The 16,611-nt window shown below is 73.2% G+C and carries 15 protein-coding genes and 1 pseudogene; 10 read left to right on the forward strand and 6 right to left on the reverse strand.

All coding sequences use genetic code 11. The features are described from left to right. Positions 1-155: 155 nt before the first annotated feature. From ACIBPC_RS13745 to ACIBPC_RS13770, 6 genes are read left to right on the forward strand one after another with little or no spacing between them, the layout of a single operon-like run. Positions 156-1,418, forward strand: a complete 1,263-nt coding sequence (locus ACIBPC_RS13745; protein ID WP_398843949.1) for an extracellular solute-binding protein — start codon at positions 156-158, stop codon at positions 1,416-1,418. A gap of 32 nt (positions 1,419-1,450) precedes the next feature. Continuing rightward, entirely contained in the window at positions 1,451-2,464 is a 1,014-nt protein-coding gene (locus ACIBPC_RS13750; protein WP_398843951.1) for a carbohydrate ABC transporter permease, read from the forward strand. Then, complete coding sequence (locus ACIBPC_RS13755; protein WP_362963079.1) at positions 2,461-3,315, forward strand: carbohydrate ABC transporter permease; 855 nt, start codon at positions 2,461-2,463, stop codon at positions 3,313-3,315. The genes ACIBPC_RS13750 and ACIBPC_RS13755 overlap by 4 nt, the downstream gene beginning before the upstream one ends. A gap of 59 nt (positions 3,316-3,374) precedes the next feature. Continuing rightward, complete coding sequence (locus ACIBPC_RS13760; protein ID WP_362963077.1) at positions 3,375-3,863, forward strand: MarR family transcriptional regulator; 489 nt, start codon at positions 3,375-3,377, stop codon at positions 3,861-3,863. Between the two features lie 37 nt (positions 3,864-3,900). Then, the gene (locus tag ACIBPC_RS13765; RefSeq protein ID WP_398843954.1) at positions 3,901-4,761 is read left to right on the forward strand and encodes an SDR family oxidoreductase; all 861 of its coding nucleotides are present in this window, start codon (positions 3,901-3,903) and stop codon (positions 4,759-4,761) included. Between the two features lie 8 nt (positions 4,762-4,769). Continuing rightward, the gene (locus ACIBPC_RS13770) at positions 4,770-5,651 is read left to right on the forward strand and encodes a dioxygenase (RefSeq protein ID WP_398843956.1); all 882 of its coding nucleotides are present in this window, start codon (positions 4,770-4,772) and stop codon (positions 5,649-5,651) included. Between the two features lie 65 nt (positions 5,652-5,716). Here the strand turns inward: ACIBPC_RS13770 and ACIBPC_RS13775 are convergent, their stop codons facing one another. From ACIBPC_RS13775 to ACIBPC_RS13795, 5 genes are all read right to left on the reverse strand, one after another. Beyond that, the gene (locus tag ACIBPC_RS13775) at positions 5,717-7,210 is read right to left on the reverse strand and encodes a tripartite tricarboxylate transporter permease (RefSeq protein ID WP_398843957.1); all 1,494 of its coding nucleotides are present in this window, start codon (positions 7,208-7,210) and stop codon (positions 5,717-5,719) included. A 3-nt stretch (positions 7,211-7,213) separates the two neighbouring features. Continuing rightward, positions 7,214-7,738, reverse strand: coding sequence for a tripartite tricarboxylate transporter TctB family protein (locus ACIBPC_RS13780; RefSeq protein ID WP_398843960.1), 525 nt, complete (start codon positions 7,736-7,738; stop codon positions 7,214-7,216). Beyond that, entirely contained in the window at positions 7,735-8,718 is a 984-nt protein-coding gene (locus ACIBPC_RS13785) for a tripartite tricarboxylate transporter substrate-binding protein (RefSeq protein ID WP_362963067.1), read from the reverse strand. Before ACIBPC_RS13785 ends, ACIBPC_RS13780 begins: the two co-directional genes overlap by 4 nt. Before the next feature lie 155 nt (positions 8,719-8,873). Beyond that, on the reverse strand, positions 8,874-9,578 hold the full coding sequence (locus tag ACIBPC_RS13790; RefSeq protein WP_398843963.1) for a response regulator: 705 nt from the start codon (positions 9,576-9,578) through the stop codon (positions 8,874-8,876). Continuing rightward, positions 9,575-11,248 (reverse strand): ATP-binding protein, encoded by a 1,674-nt coding sequence (locus tag ACIBPC_RS13795; RefSeq protein WP_398843965.1) that lies wholly within the window; start codon positions 11,246-11,248, stop codon positions 9,575-9,577. Before ACIBPC_RS13795 ends, ACIBPC_RS13790 begins: the two co-directional genes overlap by 4 nt. A gap of 194 nt (positions 11,249-11,442) precedes the next feature. Between ACIBPC_RS13795 and msrA the strand changes: the two genes are divergently transcribed. The 4 genes and pseudogenes from msrA to ACIBPC_RS13815 all read left to right on the forward strand — a co-directional run bounded on the left by msrA (position 11,443) and on the right by ACIBPC_RS13815 (position 15,689). Continuing rightward, positions 11,443-11,952, forward strand: a complete 510-nt coding sequence (gene msrA / locus ACIBPC_RS13800) for a peptide-methionine (S)-S-oxide reductase MsrA (protein WP_398843968.1) — start codon at positions 11,443-11,445, stop codon at positions 11,950-11,952. A 111-nt stretch (positions 11,953-12,063) separates the two neighbouring features. Continuing rightward, on the forward strand, positions 12,064-13,620 hold the full coding sequence (locus ACIBPC_RS13805) for a hypothetical protein (RefSeq protein ID WP_398843970.1): 1,557 nt from the start codon (positions 12,064-12,066) through the stop codon (positions 13,618-13,620). Between the two features lie 160 nt (positions 13,621-13,780). Then, positions 13,781-13,987, forward strand: a pseudogene (locus ACIBPC_RS13810) (peptide-methionine (S)-S-oxide reductase); the annotation flags it as partial. Positions 13,988-14,099: 112 nt separating this feature from the next. Further along, positions 14,100-15,689 carry a hypothetical protein gene (locus ACIBPC_RS13815; protein ID WP_398843973.1) on the forward strand — a complete coding sequence of 530 codons (1,590 nt, stop codon included), beginning with the start codon at positions 14,100-14,102 and terminating at the stop codon, positions 15,687-15,689. Between the two features lie 49 nt (positions 15,690-15,738). On the opposite strand, the gene ACIBPC_RS13820 is transcribed toward ACIBPC_RS13815, so the two are convergent. Then, positions 15,739-16,566: an alpha/beta fold hydrolase gene (locus tag ACIBPC_RS13820; protein ID WP_398843975.1), complete on the reverse strand. Its 828-nt coding sequence runs from the start codon at positions 16,564-16,566 to the stop codon at positions 15,739-15,741. Positions 16,567-16,611 lie beyond the last annotated feature (45 nt).

Raw genomic sequence — 16,611 nt, forward strand, 5'->3', positions numbered from 1 at the left:
CGTCACACCAGGCTCCCGCGCACCGTCCCAGGCGGCTCCGGCCGCTCCCCCGGCCCCGTCCGCCACAGCCCGCCGCGCTCCGCCACGGCCCGCCCCGCGGCGCCGTGGCCCCCCGCACCACCCGGCCCGTCCCGTTCCAGACCCCGAGGTGAACCGTGAAGATCCGCACCCTCGCCTGCGTGACCACCCTCGTCACCGGCATCGCCCTGAGCGGCTGTTCCAGCGGCTCGGACGACTCCGGCGGGTCGGACGGGCCGCGCACCCTCGACGTGTGGCTGATGCGCGACAGCGTCAGCCAGGAGTTCCAGGACGAGTTCACCACCGCGTTCGAGGACGCGCACCCGGACATCCGGCTGAACATCCAGATCCAGCAGTGGAACGGCATCGGCGAACGCGTCACCGCCGCCCTCGCCAGCGGCGACGCCCCCGACGTCATCGAGGTCGGCAACACCCAGGTCGCCCAGTACGCGTCCAGCGGCGGCCTCACCGACCTGAGCGACCGGGTGGACGACCTCGGCGGCGAGGACTGGCTGCCGGGCCTCGCCGAACCCGGCGCGTACGAGGGCGCCCAGTACGGCATCCCCTACTACGCGGCCAACCGCGTCGTGATCTACCGCACCGACCTGTTCGAGGCCGCCGGGATCGACGCCACCACGCTGACCACCCGCGACGCCTGGCTGGAGGCCACCGAGGCCCTGAACGAGCCCGAGGGCCAGCAGGGCGTCTACCTCCCCGGCCAGAACTGGTACGTGCTGTCCGGCTTCATCTGGGACGAGGGCGGCGACCTCGCCGTGGAGAACGACGGCCGCTGGGAGGGCGCGCTCGACACCCCCGAGGCGCTCGCCGGGATGGACTTCTACCGGCAGCTGCAGGCGCTCGGCCAGGGCCCGCGCGACTCGGACGAGGCGGAGCCGCCGCAGGTCGAGGTGTTCGCCTCGCAGGAGGTCGCGCAGATCGTGGCCGTCCCCGGCGGCGCCCGGCTGATCACCGAGCAGAACCCCGAACTGGAGGGCCGCATCGGCTTCTTCCCCGTCCCCGGCATCACCGCCGACGCGCCCGGCTCCGTCTTCACCGGCGGCTCCGACCTCGTCATCCCGGCGGCGGCCGGCAACCAGGACGACGCGTACACGTTCATCGAGGAACTGACCGGCGACGACTGGCAGTCCCGGCTCGCCGCCGCGATGAGCTATGTGCCGAACAAGACGAGCCTGTCCGGCGTCGTGGCCGACGACCCGGGCACCGCCGCCATGGCCGCGGGCGCCGCCAGCGGCCGCGCCACGCCCAACACGCCGACCTGGGCCGCCGTCGAGGCCGAGAACCCGATCAAGGACTACATGACGGCCGTCCTCACCGGCCAGGACCCGGCGGACGCCGCGGCCGAGGCGTCCGAGGTCATCACCCGGGCGATGAACCCCTGACCCGGCGCCCGTCGGAAGCGAAGGGACATCCGATGCCGGTCACCGGCCCCCGCACCACCGCGTCCGCGCCCCCGCCCGCCTCCCCCGGGACCGCCGCGGTCGCCACCGCGCCCGGCGGACGCGCCGGGCGCGGGGCCGCCCGTACGCGCCGCCGCGCACGCGCCGCCGGCTGGTGGCCGTACCTGCTGATTGCCCCCACGGTGGCGGGCGCCGCGTTCCTGCTGGTCTACCCGCTGCTGCGCGCCCTCGTCATCTCGACGCAGCGCTACGGGCTGCGCGAACTCATCAGCGGCGACGCCGAGTTCGTCGGCCTGGAGAACTACCGCACGCTGCTGACCGACCCCCGTTTCTGGGAGGTCGTCCGCAGGACCTTCCTCTTCATGGCGGTCAACGTCGTGCTGATCGTCGTGCTCGCCACGCTCGTCGCGCTGCTGATCGCGCGGCTCGGGCGCTTCGGCAGGACCGCCGTCCTCAGCGGCCTCGTCCTCGCCTGGGGCATGCCGGTGATCGCGGCGACGACCGTGTTCCAGTGGCTGTTCCACTCCGAGTACGGCATCGTCAACTGGGCGCTGACGAGCCTGGGCCTCGACTCGTTCGACCGCTACGCGTGGCTCGCGAACGGGCCCGCCGCGTTCACCATCCTGGTGGTGCTGGTGGTGTGGCAGTCGGTGCCGTTCGCCGCGGTCACGCTCTACGCGGCGCTGACGACCGTGCCGGCCGAGCTGAACGAGGCGGCGCGCCTCGACGGGGCGAGCGCCTTCCAGACGTTCCGCTCCGTCACCTTCCCGATGCTGCGGCCCGTCTTCATGCTGGTCATCTGCCTGGAGGTGATCTGGACGTTCCGCGCGTTCGTCCAGATCTGGGTCATGACGCAGGGCGGCCCCGGGGACGCCACGACACTGCTGCCGGTCTACGCGGTGCAGACCGCCCTCGCCGCGCAGCGGTACGACCTGGGGACCGCCGCGTCCGTCGTGACCGTCGCGTTCATGTCGGGCGTCCTCGTCGTCTACTTCCGCCAGCTCTACAAGCAGGAGGCCGAGCTGTGACCGCCACCGCTCCCCCGCGCCCGGTCCGCCGCAGGCGCCACCCGCTGCGCAGCGGTGCGGCCGTCGTGGTGTTCGTCTTCTGCGTGTTCCCCGTGTACTGGATGATCTCCACGGCGTTCAAGCCCACCGGGGACATCCAGACGGACAGCCCGCGGCTCGTGCCGTTCAGCTGGACGTTCGACCACTTCAGGACGGCGGTGGAGGCGGACGGCTTCTGGCTGTACTGGCGCAACAGCCTGCTGGTCACCGTCAGCGCGGTGCTGCTGGCGCTGCTGGTGGCGCTGGCCGCGTCGTTCGCCGTCGCGCGGATGCGGTGGCGGGGGCGGCGCGGCTTCCTGCTGATGGTCTTCGCGGCGCAGATGGCGCCGTGGGAGTCGCTGATCATCCCCATCTACCTGATGTCGCGCGACGCGGGGATGCTGGACCGGCTGCCGACGCTGACGCTGGTCTACTTCATGATCACGCTGCCGTTCACCATCGTCGTGCTGCGCAGCTTCCTCGCGACGGTCCCCGCCGAGCTGGAGGAGGCGGCGCAGGTGGACGGCTGCACGCGGCCGGCGGCGTTCCGGCGCGTGGTGTTCCCGCTGCTGGCGCCGGGGCTGATGGCGACGTCGCTGTTCGGGTTCATCACGGCGTGGAACGAGTTCGCGTACGCCAACTTCCTGATCATCAACGACCAGGACAGCCGGACGCTGCCGGTGTGGCTCACGTCGTTCCAGAACACCTTCGGCACCGACTGGGGCGCCACGATGGCCGCGTCCACGCTGTTCGCGCTGCCCGCGCTGCTGATCTTCCTGCTCATGCAGCGGCAGGTGACGTCCGGGTTCGCCGCCGGTTCCGTGAAGGGCTGAGAGGAGCACGCGACCGGCCCGCCCGCCGTTCACTTGACGCTTCAAGTTACGGTGGGGGCATGGACGACGCGGACACCGCCAGGTGGCTGGACGAGGACGAGCAGCGGGCGTGGCTCGCGCTCGTCAGCACGGTCGTACGGCTCCCCGCCGCGCTGGACGCCCAGCTGCGGCGGGACGCCGGGATCAGCCACTTCGAGTACCAGGTCATGGCCGGGCTCTCGACCGCCCCGGGGCGCACCCAGCGCATGGGCGAGCTGGCGCGCTGCTCGGACGGCTCGCTCTCCCGGCTGTCGCACACCGTGCGGCGCCTGGAGGAACGCGGCTGGGTCCGCCGCACGGCCGACCCGGCCGACGGGCGCCGCACGCTGGCCACCCTCACCGACGACGGGTGGGCCAAGGTCGTGGCGACCGCGCCGGGGCACGTCGCCGAGGTCCGCCGCCTGGTGGTGGATCCGCTCACGGCCGCGCAGCTGGCGCAGCTGCGGGAGATCGGCTGCCGCATCAACGACGCGATCGGCCCCGACCCGTCCCTGCCGTCCGTCCCCTGACACCCCCGCCCCCATCGCACGAGAACGAGGCACCACCATGATCGTCGTCACCGCCGCCACCGGCCCGTTCGGCCGTCTCGCCGTCGAGGCGCTGCTGCGCCGCGGCGTGCCCGCCGGGGAGGTCGTCGCCGCCGTGCGCTCCCCCGAGCGGGCCGCCGGTCTCGCCGCGCTCGGCGTCGTGGTCCGCGAGGCGGACTACGACCGGCCCGGCACGCTCGCCGCCGCCTTCGAGGGCGCGGACCGCGTCCTGCTGGTGTCGGGCAACGACGTCGGCCGCCGCATACCCCAGCACCAGGCCGTGATCGACGCGGCCCGCGCCGCCGGGGTGCGGCTGCTGGCGTACACGAGCGTGCTGCACGCCGACGACGCCACGCTGTCCATCGCCCCCGAGCACCGCGCCACCGAGGAGTACCTCGCCGCCTCGGGGCTGCCCCACGTCCTGCTGCGCAACGGCTGGTACACCGAGAACTACGCCCCCACCGCCCGCCAGGGCGTCGCGACCGGCACGGTCATCGGCGCCACCGGCGAGGGCCGCATCGCCTCCGCCTCCCGCGCCGACTACGCCGACGCCGCCGCCGCGGTCCTGACCGGCGGGGACGTCCACGCGGGCGCGGTGTACGAGCTGTCGGGCGACACCGCCTGGACGATGGCCGAGTTCGCCGCGACCCTCGCCGACGTCGCCGGGACCCCCGTCGTCCACCGCGACCTCACGCCCGACGCGTACGCGGCGGCGCTCGCCGGGAACGGCGTCCCCGAGGAGGTGGCGCGGATGCTCGCCGGGATGGAGACCGACATCGCCGCGGGCGCGCTCGCCGACACACCGGGCGACCTGGCGCGGCTCACCGGCCGCCCCACCACCCCGCTGCGCGACACGCTCGCCGAGCTGCTGAAGGACTGACGAGCCGCATGCCCGGTCTGCTCGACCCCGCCGTTCCCGCCGGGGCCTACGACGCCTTCCTGCCCGGCGCGCTCCCCCGCGCCCGCGCCCACCGGGCGTGGACCCCGGCCGACGGGCCGCTGCCCGCGCTCTACCTGAGCCACGGCGCTCCCCCGCTGTTCGACGACGGGCCGTGGATCGACGCGCTGTTCGCCTGGGCGCAGTCGCTGCCGAAGCCACGCGCGGTCCTCATCGTCTCCGCCCACTGGGAGACCGCACCGCCGACACTGTCCGCGCCCGCCGCGCACACCCCGCTGGTGTACGACTTCGGCGGCTTCCACCCGCGCTACTACCGCATGCGGTACGACACGCCGGACGCCTCCGCGCTCGCCCGCCGCGTCGCCGCGACGATGCCCGACGCCGAGCCCGTGCACCAGCACCCGGCCCGCGGCCTCGACCACGGCGCGTGGGTGCCGCTGATGGCGATGTATCCCCTTGCCGACATCCCCGTGCTCCAGCTGTCCCTGCCCACGCACGACCCGGCGCGGCTGCTCGATCTGGGCCGCCGCCTCGGGCCGCTGCGGGAGGAGGGCGTGCTCGTCGTCGGCTCGGGCTTCATGGTGCACGGACTGCCGTTCCTGACCCGGGAGATGCTGACGGGCCGCACGGTGCCCGGCTGGGGCACGGACTTCGACGCCTGGGCCGCCGACGCGGTGACGCGCGGCGACCTGGACGAGCTGTCCGCCTGGACCGACCGCGCGCCCGGCATGCCGTACGCGCACCCCACGCCGGACCACTTCCTGCCGCTGTTCGTCACGCTGGGCGCGGCCGGCGACGCGCCGCGGCCCGCCCGTTCGGTGATCGACGGCCACATGATGGGCCTGTCGCGCCGCTCCTTCGAGATCGGCTGAGCCCGCACCGGCGGGGTGACCGCCCGGTGCGGCGGATGGGGGGCCGCCGCACCGGGGGTCGTCCGTCAGCCCGCGCGCGGGGGGCGGCGCGCGAGCGGACGGAGCAGGGGCCAGAGCAGGACGGCGGCGACCAGCGCGTAGACGCCGGTCGACAGGGGCGTGTCCACGAGCCCGGACAGGCTGCCGTCGCTGATCTGGAGGGCGCGGCGCAGCTGGAGTTCGGCGGTCGGCCCGAGGATGACGCCGAGGACGGCGGGCAGGACCGGCAGCCCGTACCTCCGCATCAGCAGCCCGAGCAGGCCGATGACCAGCAGCAGGAAGAGGTCGAACGCGTCGCCGCCGACCGCGTACGCGCCGACCGCCGCGAAGAAGAGGATGCCCGCGTACAGGTAGTGGCGCGGGATGCGCAGCAGCTTGGCCCAGACGGGCGCCAGCGGCAGGTTGAGCACCAGCAGCATCACCATGCCGACGAAGAGGGACGCGATCAGGCCCCACACCAGCTCGGACTCGCGCTCGAACAGCAGCGGCCCCGGCTGGATGCCGTACGTCTGGAAGGCGGCCAGCATCACGGCGGCGACGGCCGTGGTGGGCAGGCCGAGGGTCAGCATCGACGCGAGCGTCCCGGCGGCGGAGGCGGAGGCGGCCGACTCGGGGCCAGCGACGCCCTCGATCGCGCCCTTGCCGAACTCGTCGCGGTGGCGCGAGAGGCGCTTCTCCGCCGCGTAGGAGAGGAAGGTGGGTATCTCGGCGCCTCCGGCGGGGATGGCGCCGAAGGGGAAGCCGATCGCCGGGCCGCGCAGCCACGGTTTCCACGTCCGGCGCAGGTCGCCCCGTCCGAGCCAGGGGCGGCCGACGGGGATCGGCCCGTCGGCGCGGCGGCGCAGGTGCATCGCCACCCACAGGGCCTCGCCGATGGCGAACAGGCCGACGGCGACGATCACCACGTCGATGCCGTCGGCGAGCTGGAGGACGCCGAAGGTGAGGCGCTGCTGCCCCGTCGTCGCGTCGAGGCCGACGAGCCCGATGGTGAGGCCGGTCAGCAGCGACGCGAAGCCGCGTATCCGGGAGCCGCCGAGGACCGACGTGACGGCGATGAAGGCGAGCACCATGATGGCGAAGTAGTCGGCGGCCTGGATGTCCACGGCCCAGTCGGCGATGAACGGCGCGAGCAGCACCAGCAGCAGCGTGCCGATCATGCCGCCGGTGAAGTGGCCGATGGCGGCGGCCGCGAGTGCCTGCGCGCCGCGTCCCGAACGGGCCATCGGGTAGCCCTCGATGGCGGCGACGACGGAGGCGGTCTCCCCCGGGGTGTTGAGGAGGATGGACGTCGTGGACCCGCCGAACATGCCGCCGTAGTAGATGCCCGCGAACATGATGAACGCGGCGGTGGGTTCGAGGCCGTAGGTGACGGGGAGCAGCAGGGCGACCGCCATGGCGGGGCCGATGCCGGGGAGGACGCCGATGGCCGTGCCGAGCAGCACGCCGAGGGCGGCCCACAGGATGTTGCCGGGCGACAGGGCGGTGCCGAAGCCGTCCAGCAGGGAACTCAGGGAGTCCACGGGTTACAGCACCTCCATCAGCGGCCCGCCGGGGAGCGGGATGCCGAGCAGACTGTCGAAGACGACATAGGTGACGACGGACAGGGCGGCCGCGATGAGCGGGTCGCGGTGGTGGGCGCGGCTGCCGAGGACCCAGGCGGAGCCCCAGAACATGAGGGCGCCGGAGGCGGGGAAGCCGAGGGGCCCGATCAGCACCGCGTTGCCGAGGAAGACGGCGGCGAGCAGGAGGACCGTACGCGGGTCGCCCTGCGTGGCCGGGTCTGTGTCCTCACCCTGCTCGGTCTCGCCCCGCCCGCCGCGCAGGACGTCCACGGCGAGCAGCACCGCGACGAGCAGCAGCGCGGCGCCGACGACGGCGGGCACGGTGCGCGGGCCGACCGGTCCGCGCTGGGCGATCTCCAAGTCCATGGTGAGCACGTCGCCCAGCACGAGCGCGCCGAGCGCGAACAACAGGACGCACACGCCCAGTTCGGAGTGGTCGCGCAGCCACTGGCGGGCGGGGGCCGAGGGGGTGGGGGGCACGGTCACAGTCCCAGCTCCTTCAGGGTGTCCTCCACGCGGCGGTCCTGCGCGGCGAGGAAGTCGCCGAACTCGGCGCCGGTCATGAACGCGTCGGCCCAGCCGTTGCGTTCCAGCGCCTCGCGCCACTGCGGGGAGTCGTGCAGCGCGGTGACCAGCCGGACGAGGCGGTCGGTCTCGGCGTCCGAGAGGCCCGGGGGTGCCACGATGCCGCGCCAGTTGGTGAAGGTGACGTCGAGCCCGGCCTCGGTGAGCGTCGGGGCGTCCATGCCGGGGGCGCGCTCCGCGCCGGTGACGGCCAGGACGCGCAGCTCGCCCGCCTCGATCTGGTCGAGGTACTCGCCGACGCCCGAGACGCCGAACGCCACCTCGCCGCCGAGCACCGCCGCGAGGAGTTCGCCGCCGCCGTCGTAGGAGATGTAGTTGGCGTCCCGCGGGGTCACGCCCGCCGCCTCGGCCATCAGCATGGCGGCGAGGTGGTCGGGGCCGCCGGGCGAGGAGCCGCCGCCGAAGGGCAGCGACCCGGGGCGCGCGAGCCAGTCCGCGAGCAGGTCGTCGAAGTCCCCGTAGGGGGAGTCGGCGGGGACGACGACGATGTCGGGCTCCTCGGTGAGCCGCGCCACGGGGGTGGTGTCGGTCAGCGAGACGCCGGTGTGGTTGGTGTGGACGGCGCCGACGACGCCCAGGCCCATCGACATGGCGAGCCGCCCGTTGCCGCGCTCCGACACGAGGCGGCTGAGGCCGACCGTGCCGCCCGCGCCGGGGAGGTTGAACACCTCGATGCCGTCGGTCAGTCCGGCGTCCTCCGCGCTCGCGGCGGCGGTGCGCGCCGTGATGTCGTAGCCGCCGCCCGGCTCGTTGGGGACCATGAACCGCAGACCGGGGATGCTCGTGCCACCGCCGCCGGAGTCGTCCGGGGTCAGCAGGGGTGGCACGACCAGCACGATCAGCGCGGCCGAGAGCACGGAGACGAGGAACCGCAGACGCACGCCGGCACCGCCTTCCTGTCGTCAGCCGCGGAGCGCCGCGGCGCCGGTCCGCGTCGGTGCGGACGGGCGCCACATCGTGCCTACGGCCGCGGCGGGGTGTCCACGGGCGGCGGGGTTGCGGACACAACCGTCGTTGTGGTCGCAGAGTTCACAGGTCAGGGGCGGGCGCCCGGCGCGCGGAAGCGGCGCTCGGGGCGGCCCGTCCCGCCGTAGCGCAGCGACACCTCAGCCTGCCCGCGTGCGGCGAAGTACTCCAGGTAGCGCCGCGCGGTGACCCGCGAGAGCCCCGCGCGCTCGGCGCACACGGACGCCGACAGCGCGCCGTCGCCCGCCTCGGCCGCCGCGGCGAGGACGCCGCGCACCAGCTCCGCCGTCTCCTCCGACAGCCCCTTGGGCAGCCCGCGCGCCGGGCGCGGCGGCGGCGCGGCGCCGAACACGCGGTCCACGTCGTCCTGGCGCGGCGCGGCAAGCGCGGCCAGGTCGCGGCGGCGCCTCGCGTAGTCCCGCAGCCGCTCCTGGAGCACGGGCACGTCGAACGGCTTGACGACGTAGTGCACGGCGCCGCCGCGCAGCGCGCCCCTGACGGTCTCCATCTCCCGCGCGGCCGTGATGACCAGGACGTCCGCGTCGAGCGGCCCGTCCTCCCCCGCGCGTATCTCCCGGAGCACGTCGAGGCCGCTCATGTCGGGCAGGTAGATGTCGAGCAGCACCAGGTCGGGCCGCAGGCGGCGGACGCCGTCCAGGGCCTCGCGGCCGGTGTGGGCGATCCCCGCGGTGGTGAAGCCGGAGGTGCGCTCCACGACCTTGGCGTGCAGGCGGGCCACCATGAAGTCGTCGTCCACGACGAGGACGCTGATCACCGTACGGCCTCCCGCGGCTGCGCGGGGGCGGCGGCGGGCCGCTCGTCCGGGGTGCGGGGCAGCCGGGCGAGGAAGGCGGCGCCGCGCACGCCGACGCTCCCGCCGCGGCGGCGGCAGACGAGGCGGGTGATCGCCAGGCCGAGGCCGCGTCCGCTCGCCTTCGTGCTGAAGCCCTGGCGGAAGATCTCCTCGGCCAGGGCGGGGGCCACGCCGGGCCCCGAGTCGGTGACCTCCACGCGTACCTCTCCGTTCCGTGCGCCAGGCGCGGCGGCGGTCTCCGCCAGCCGGACGTCCACGCGGGCGTCAGGGCCGGTGCCGCGTACCGCGTCCAGGGCGTTGTCCACCAGGTTGCCGAGCACCGTGACGAGGTCCGTGACCAGGGACTCGGGCAGGGTCCCCAGCGCGCTGTCCGGCGTCACGCGCAGCGCGGTGCCCTGCTCGGCGGCCAGGCTGGCCTTGGCGATCAGCAGCGCGGCGAGCGACGGGTCGGCCACGGCGGCCTGGACGTGCGCGGTGCGCTGCGCGTGCGTGCCGCTGACACCCCGCACGTAGCGGCTGACCTCGGGGTACTCGGCCAGCTCGACGAGGCCCGCGATCACGTGCAGGTGGTTGGAGAACTCGTGCGCCTGCGCGCGCAGCGTGTCGGTGGCGCCCCTGGCCGTCTCCAACTGGTGTTGCAGCGTCGTCAGTTCGGTGAGGTCGCGCATCGTCGTCACCGAGCCGGGCGGCTGGCCCGGCGTGTCGAGCGGCATGCGGTTGAGGGTCAGCACCCGGTCGGCGGTGACGACCACCTGGTCCCTGACCGCGCCCGCCCCGCCCGTCAGCGCCTCGCGCAGCACCGGGTCCACGCCGAGGCCGGCGAGCGTGCGCCCGGCGGCGCCGGGCGGCAGGCGCAGCAGCTCGCGCGCGCTGTCGTTCACGAGCGTGACCCTGCCGTGCCCGTCGAGGCCGAGCACACCCTCCTTGATGCCGTGCAGCATCGCCTCGCGGTGCTCGGCGAGAGCGGTGATCTCCCCCGGTTCGAGGCCGCGCGTCTGCCGTTTGACGCGGCGGGCGAGCAGGTAGGACCCGGCCACGCCGAGGCCGCTCGCGATGCCCAGGTACAGCAGCAGGTCGGGGGCCGCCGCCTCGACGCGCCGCGCGAGGCTGCGCTCCTCGCTGCCGACGGCCACCAGGCCGAGGCGCACGCCGTCCTCGCCGAACACCGGGACGTGCGCCACGAGCGCCGTCCCGCCGCCCACCCCGACCGTCCCCACCCACGACCGGCCCTCCAGCACGTCGCTGCCGCCCAGCTCGACGCGCCCGCCGATCCTGCGCGGGTCGGCGGAGGTGAGCAGGCGGCGGTCCCACGTGGCGATCTCCACGAACGACGCGCCCGACACGCCGCGCGCGCTCTCCGCGGGCGCGTGCAGCGCCCCCACCCGGTGCGGGTCCGCCAGCCCGACGCGGACGACGCGCTGCGCGGCGACCGACTCGGCGGTGCTCAGCAGCCGCCCGCCCTCGGTGCGGCGCCAGTCGGCGTTCGCCTGCACGACCGAGACCCACGCCACCACGCCGAGCACGGCCACGACGATGGCCAGCTGCAGCGTGAGCACCTGCCCGGCCAGGGACATGCGGACCGCCATGCGGGCGGGGGACATCCGGGGCGGGGGGAACCGCCTGCGTTCCATGGCGGACCTCCTCGGGGCGCCTTCGCCTGGGGCGGCGGGCCGTCCGCCGCCGCGCGCGGACATTCTGTCCCCCGGCGGGCGCGGCGTCGACGGCCCGGCGTCCCGACCGGCCGCCCCGCCGCCGGGCGCGTATCCTGCGCAGAGAAGGGGCTTCCCAGGTGGAGGCACCGGCCACGGCGGCAGGAGGGTACGGGATGGCTGGGACGACCGAACGCGCGGTGCTCGCCGGTGGCTGTTTCTGGGGTGTGCAGGACCTGGTCCGGCGCTTCCCCGGCGTGGTCTCGACCCGGGTCGGCTACTCGGGCGGCGACGTGCCGAACGCCACCTACCGCAACCACGGCACGCACGCCGAGTCCATCGAGATCGTCTTCGACCCGGAGAAGACCTCGTTCCGCGAGCTGCTGGAGTTCTTCTTCCAGATCCACGACCCGTCCACCCTGAACCAGCAGGGCAACGACATCGGCACCAGCTACCGCTCGGCGATCTTCTACACGAGCGACGAGCAGAAGCGCGTCGCCGAGGACACCATCGCGGACGTGAACGCCTCGGGCCTGTGGCCCGGTCCCGTCGTCACCGAGGTGACGCCGGTCGGCGACTTCTGGGAGGCGGAGCCGGAGCACCAGGACTACCTGGAGCGCTACCCGGACGGCTACACCTGCCACTACGTCCGCCCCGGCTGGAAGCTGCCCCGCCGCGACAGCTGACGCGCCGCCCGCCGGGGACCGGTCAATTCCCCATCACAAATGTTCGGCACGGATGGACACTTGCCCTGCCGCCGGTTTAGCGTTCGCTGAGTTCGCACCCGGGAGGTCGTGTTGTCCGCAGCTGTTTTCACCGAGACCGAGGTGGAGGCCGCGGCAGGGGTCACCCCGTGGAAGACACAGCGGAAGTTCAGCGGCGAGATCGATCCCGACCACATGGCGGAGAAGGCCGTCGTCTACCGCCGGGCCTTCGAGGAGGCCAGGGTGGCGGGCGACGTGGCCGAACTGGCCTCGCGCATCTCCGGCGAGTCGGGCCAGGTGGACGACTCGGCGATGGCCGACCCCTTCGAGCGCACGGCCGGCACCGACCGCGACCTCGCCGACCGGGGCGAGGGCATGGAGGCCGCCGCCGACCTCCTGTCCCGCTCCATGCGGGTCGCCGTCCAGCACGAACGGCAGGTCCGCTCGATCGTGGAGGAGCGGCTCGATCCCGGCCTCGCCGAGGTGAGCGCGGCGGCGGAACGGGCCATGGCCGACGCCCCCGCGCCGATGCGGTTGGCGGTCAGGACCGCCCACCTCATGGAGCTGGTGGCGCGGGCGCAGCGGGCCGACACCGAGATCGACGACGAGATCGCCGCGTACCGCTCGACCCTGACGCGCTACGGCCAGGAGCTGTACGAGAACGGGTACGACCTGGCAGGCGGCCCGCTCGGGCTGTGGCGCAGCCCGGACATGGCGGAATACCTCGCCGCCGGGCTGAAGGATCTCCTCAAGGACGGGAAGCCCGACCCCGACGACCTCCTCCGGTACACCAGCGTCCTGAACGCCCTGTCGCGGGACGTGCGCGCCGGCGGCGGCGAGCCGCGCGACCTGGAGAGGGAAGAGGCGGTGTTCCTCATGACGTTCCTCGGCGAGCTGGACTCCGACACGCTCGCGGCGCTGGGCAACCTGGGCACCGACCACCTGGAACCCGCCCAGGCCGACACCCAGCGCGAGGCGTTGCAGGGCGTCGCCGACGGCCTGATCATGGTCGGCTACCTCAACGACGACAGCCTCGATCTGTTCCCCGAGGTCCCGCTGGGCGACGAGTTCCTGTCGCCCAGAGAGGGGCCGCTCTTCGACCACGAACCGGGCACCGACGAGTTCAAGGCGGCCCTGGAGAAATGGAACGGCTTCGGGGCACTCATGAAGGAGGCCGGCATGCCGCCGGAGCCCGCGCACGCCATCCAGCTGGCCCACGCCGCCGTGGACGTCCAGGAGCGCTCGTCCGGGCAGTACGCGCCCCGCGACTATTTCCTGTTCGAACTGTCCCCCGACACCTGGGTGGAGAACACGGGCGGCTCGGGACTGCTGCACGCGGCGGCGCTCAACGAGGACGCCGCCGCCGACCAGTTGCGGGGCACCGACATCGCCGAACGGCTGCTGCGCCAGCAGTGGGAGGACAGCAGCGGCGTGGCGGCGTACATCTCCCAGGGCACCGGCGACTTCAGCGCGTCCCCCGAGTCGGAGGCCGCCGCGCGGCAGGCACGCACGAACGTCCTGGACGCCGCCGACACCTACAAGGACGAACTGGCGGGCAAGGGCGACCAGGACAAGTACGGCCACACCGACCACGCCCAACTCCAGGAAACCCTCGACATGCTGCGCGAGGACCACGCGACAGCACGCTGACGCCGCCGGTGGTGGCACTGCGTCGGCTCGTACTGCGCAAGTGACAAGCCCGGGCGCACAGATGCCGCGAGGAAGCCGGTGAGCGCACGGGGTTCGGAACCGTCTCTCCGATCCGCCAGGGCGGCGAGGAGACCGCTGCCCGCGCGGAGCCCGGCCGAGCGACGAGGAGAAGCGTGTCGCGGAGGATACCATCGCGGACGTGAACGCCTCGGCGCTGTGGCCCGGTCCCGTCGTCACCGAGGTGACGCCGGTCGGCGACTTCCGGGAGGCGGAGCCGGAGCACTACGACTACCTGGCGCGCTACCCCGACGGCTACACCAGCCACTACGTGCGCCCCGGCTGGAAACTGCCCCGCCGCGACAGCTGACGCACTGCGCGGGGGCCGGGCCGTTCGCTGCCGAAAACGTCTGCGACATTGGACAGTTGACATGACATCGACCTAACCTTTGCCGGGTCGGCGAACGGAAGGTCACAGGCAGATGGTGTCGTACTGGTGGGATCTGGCGCTGGGCGAGGTGCAACCGTTGCTCATGGCGGTGAAGAAGGTGGAACTGTTCGTCATGGAGATCGACCCCGAGGACATGGCCGACACCGCCGCCGTCTACCAGCAGGCGGTCGGGGAGGCCAAGGCGGCGAGCGAGCTGGCCGAAGTCGCCTCGCACCTGTCCCGCGAGTCCGGCTCCGTCGACCACACGGCGATCGCCGACGCCGACCAGCGCACGGCCGACACCGACGGCGCCCTCGCGGGCCGGGGCACGGGCATGGAGCAGGTCGGACAACTCCTGAAGCTCGCCATGGACATCGCCCTCCACCACGTGTCCCAGGTCACATCGATCCTGGACGACCAACTCTGGCCCGAGTGGGAAGCGGCGCAGGCGTCATACGCGCGGGCCAGGGAGGAGAACCCCGAGCCGCTGCTGCCCATGATCAGGGCCAGGCACCTCGCGGATTTCACGCCGGTGGCGCAGGAGGCCGAGGAGAAGATCGACGACGAGATCGCGACGTACCGCCGGGCCCTCATGCGTCTGGGCCTGGAGCTGTACGAGCAGGGGTACGACCTGGCCGACGGCCCGCTCCAGCTGTGGTCCTCCGGGTACATGGCGGAAGACGCCGCCGCCAAGGTCAAGGAACTCCTCGCGGACGGGAAGCGGCCCGACCCCGACGAACTCCGTCTGTGGACCAGCGTCCTCAACTCCCTGTCCCGGGACCTGCGCGGCGGCGGTGGAACGCCACGCGAACTGACCGAGGCCGAAGCCGAGTTCGTCCTGCGTTTCTTCGGAGAGCTGGACTCCGACACGCTCGCGGCGCTGGGCAAGCTGGGCACCGACCACCTGGAACCCGCCCAGGCCGACACCCAGCGCGAGGCACTCCAGGGCATCGCCGACGGCCTGATCATGGTCCGCAGCGTCGTCGATCACGATGACTGGTACGGGAACATCTACCTGGGCCCCGAAGAGCGGGATGAGGCGGATCAGCTGCTCCGCGAGTTCACGGAACCGAAGGAGGGCCCGCTGTTCGACCACGAGCCCGGCACCGACGAGTTCAAGGCGGCCCTGGAGAAATGGAACAGCTACGGGGCCCTCATGAGCGAGGCGGAGCTGCCGCCGAGTGCCGCGTTGAGCGACCAGCTGGCCAAGGCCGCCGTGGACGTCCAGGAACGCTCGACCGGTCAGTACGCGCCCCGTGACTACTTCCTCTTCGAACTCTCCCCCGACACCTGGGTGGAGAACACGGGCGGCTCGGGACTGCTGCACGCGGCGGCGCTCAACGAGGACGCGGCGGCGAAGCACCTGAAGGACCCCGACACCGCCGACCGGCTGCTGCGCCAGCAGTGGGAGGACAGCAGCGGCGCGGCCGCGTACGTCTCCCAGGGCACCCAAGACCTCAGCGCGAACCCGGAGCCGGACAGCCCGCAGGACCAGGCACGCCGCAACGTCCTGGACGCCGCCGACCGCTACCGGGAAGAACTCGCAGGCAAGGGCGACCAGGACAAGTACGGCCACACCGACCACGCCCAACTCCAGGAAACTCTCGACATGCTGCGCGAGGACCACGCGACAGCACGCTGACGGGCGAGCAACCCCCGTCCCGGAGACGGGGGTTGCTCGCGCGGCGGGGTCAGCTGCGGAGGAAGGAGAGGAGGTCCTTGTTGAAGCAGTCCTTTGTGCCGGGGACGTTGGCCAGGCCGTGGGCGCCGCCCTCGTAGATCTTGAGGGTCGCGTCGGGGATGATCTCGGCCGCCTTCTTCGACGCCGCGTCGATCGGGACGACCTGGTCGTCGTCGCCGTGGATCAGCAGCGTCGGGATGTCGAACTTCCGCAGGTCCTCGGTGAAGTCGGTGGCGGAGAAGGCGTCCACGCACGCGACGGCCGCCTCGATGCTCTCCTGCATCGCCATCAGCCAGAACGACTGCTTGAGGCCGTCGGTCACCTTGTTGCCCGGCCGGTTGGCGCCGTAGAACATCTCGGCCGTGTCCATCCAGAACTGGGAACGCTCGTTCAGGATGCCGTCCTTGATGGTGTCGAAGACCTTCTGCGGCGTGCCCTCCGGGTTGCTGTCCGACTTCAGCATGACCGGCGGGACGGCGCCGACCATGACGGCCTTGCCGACGCGGGCCGTGCCGTGGCGGCCGATGTAGCGGGCCAGTTCGCCGCCGCCCATGGAGTGCGCGACCAGGGTGACGTCCCGCAGGTCGAGCGCCTCGATGAGGTCGTGCAGGTCGTCCGCGAACGTGTCGAAGTCGTACCCCGTCCACGGCTGGTCGGAGCGGCCGTGGCCGCGGCGGTCGTGCGCGATGCCCCGGAACCCGTTGTCGGCGACCAGCTTCATCTGGTCCTCCCACGCGTCCGCGTTGAGCGGCCAGCCGTGGATGAACACGACGGGCGGACCGCTGCCCCAGTCCTTGTAGAAGATGTCCGTACCGTCACGCGTGGTCACGAAGGTCATGCGACTCGTCCTCTCAGGTGCGGCTGCGGGGGTGTCCGGGGTCCG

The sequence above is a fragment of the Streptomyces sp. NPDC049879 genome (assembly GCF_044461265.1).
GTDB lineage: Bacteria > Actinomycetota > Actinomycetes > Streptomycetales > Streptomycetaceae > Streptomyces.

Coding starts and splice junctions, on each gene's coding strand:
- ACIBPC_RS13750 (WP_398843951.1), top strand. CDS start 1,451: ATGCCGGTCACCGGCCCCCGCACCACCGCGTCCGCGCCCCCGCCCGCC.
- ACIBPC_RS13760 (WP_362963077.1), top strand. CDS start 3,375: ATGGACGACGCGGACACCGCCAGGTGGCTGGACGAGGACGAGCAGCGG.
- ACIBPC_RS13765 (WP_398843954.1), top strand. CDS start 3,901: ATGATCGTCGTCACCGCCGCCACCGGCCCGTTCGGCCGTCTCGCCGTC.
- ACIBPC_RS13770 (WP_398843956.1), top strand. CDS start 4,770: ATGCCCGGTCTGCTCGACCCCGCCGTTCCCGCCGGGGCCTACGACGCC.
- ACIBPC_RS13795 (WP_398843965.1), bottom strand. CDS start 11,248: ATGGAACGCAGGCGGTTCCCCCCGCCCCGGATGTCCCCCGCCCGCATG.
- msrA (WP_398843968.1), top strand. CDS start 11,443: ATGGCTGGGACGACCGAACGCGCGGTGCTCGCCGGTGGCTGTTTCTGG.
- ACIBPC_RS13815 (WP_398843973.1), top strand. CDS start 14,100: ATGGTGTCGTACTGGTGGGATCTGGCGCTGGGCGAGGTGCAACCGTTG.
- ACIBPC_RS13820 (WP_398843975.1), bottom strand. CDS start 16,566: ATGACCTTCGTGACCACGCGTGACGGTACGGACATCTTCTACAAGGAC.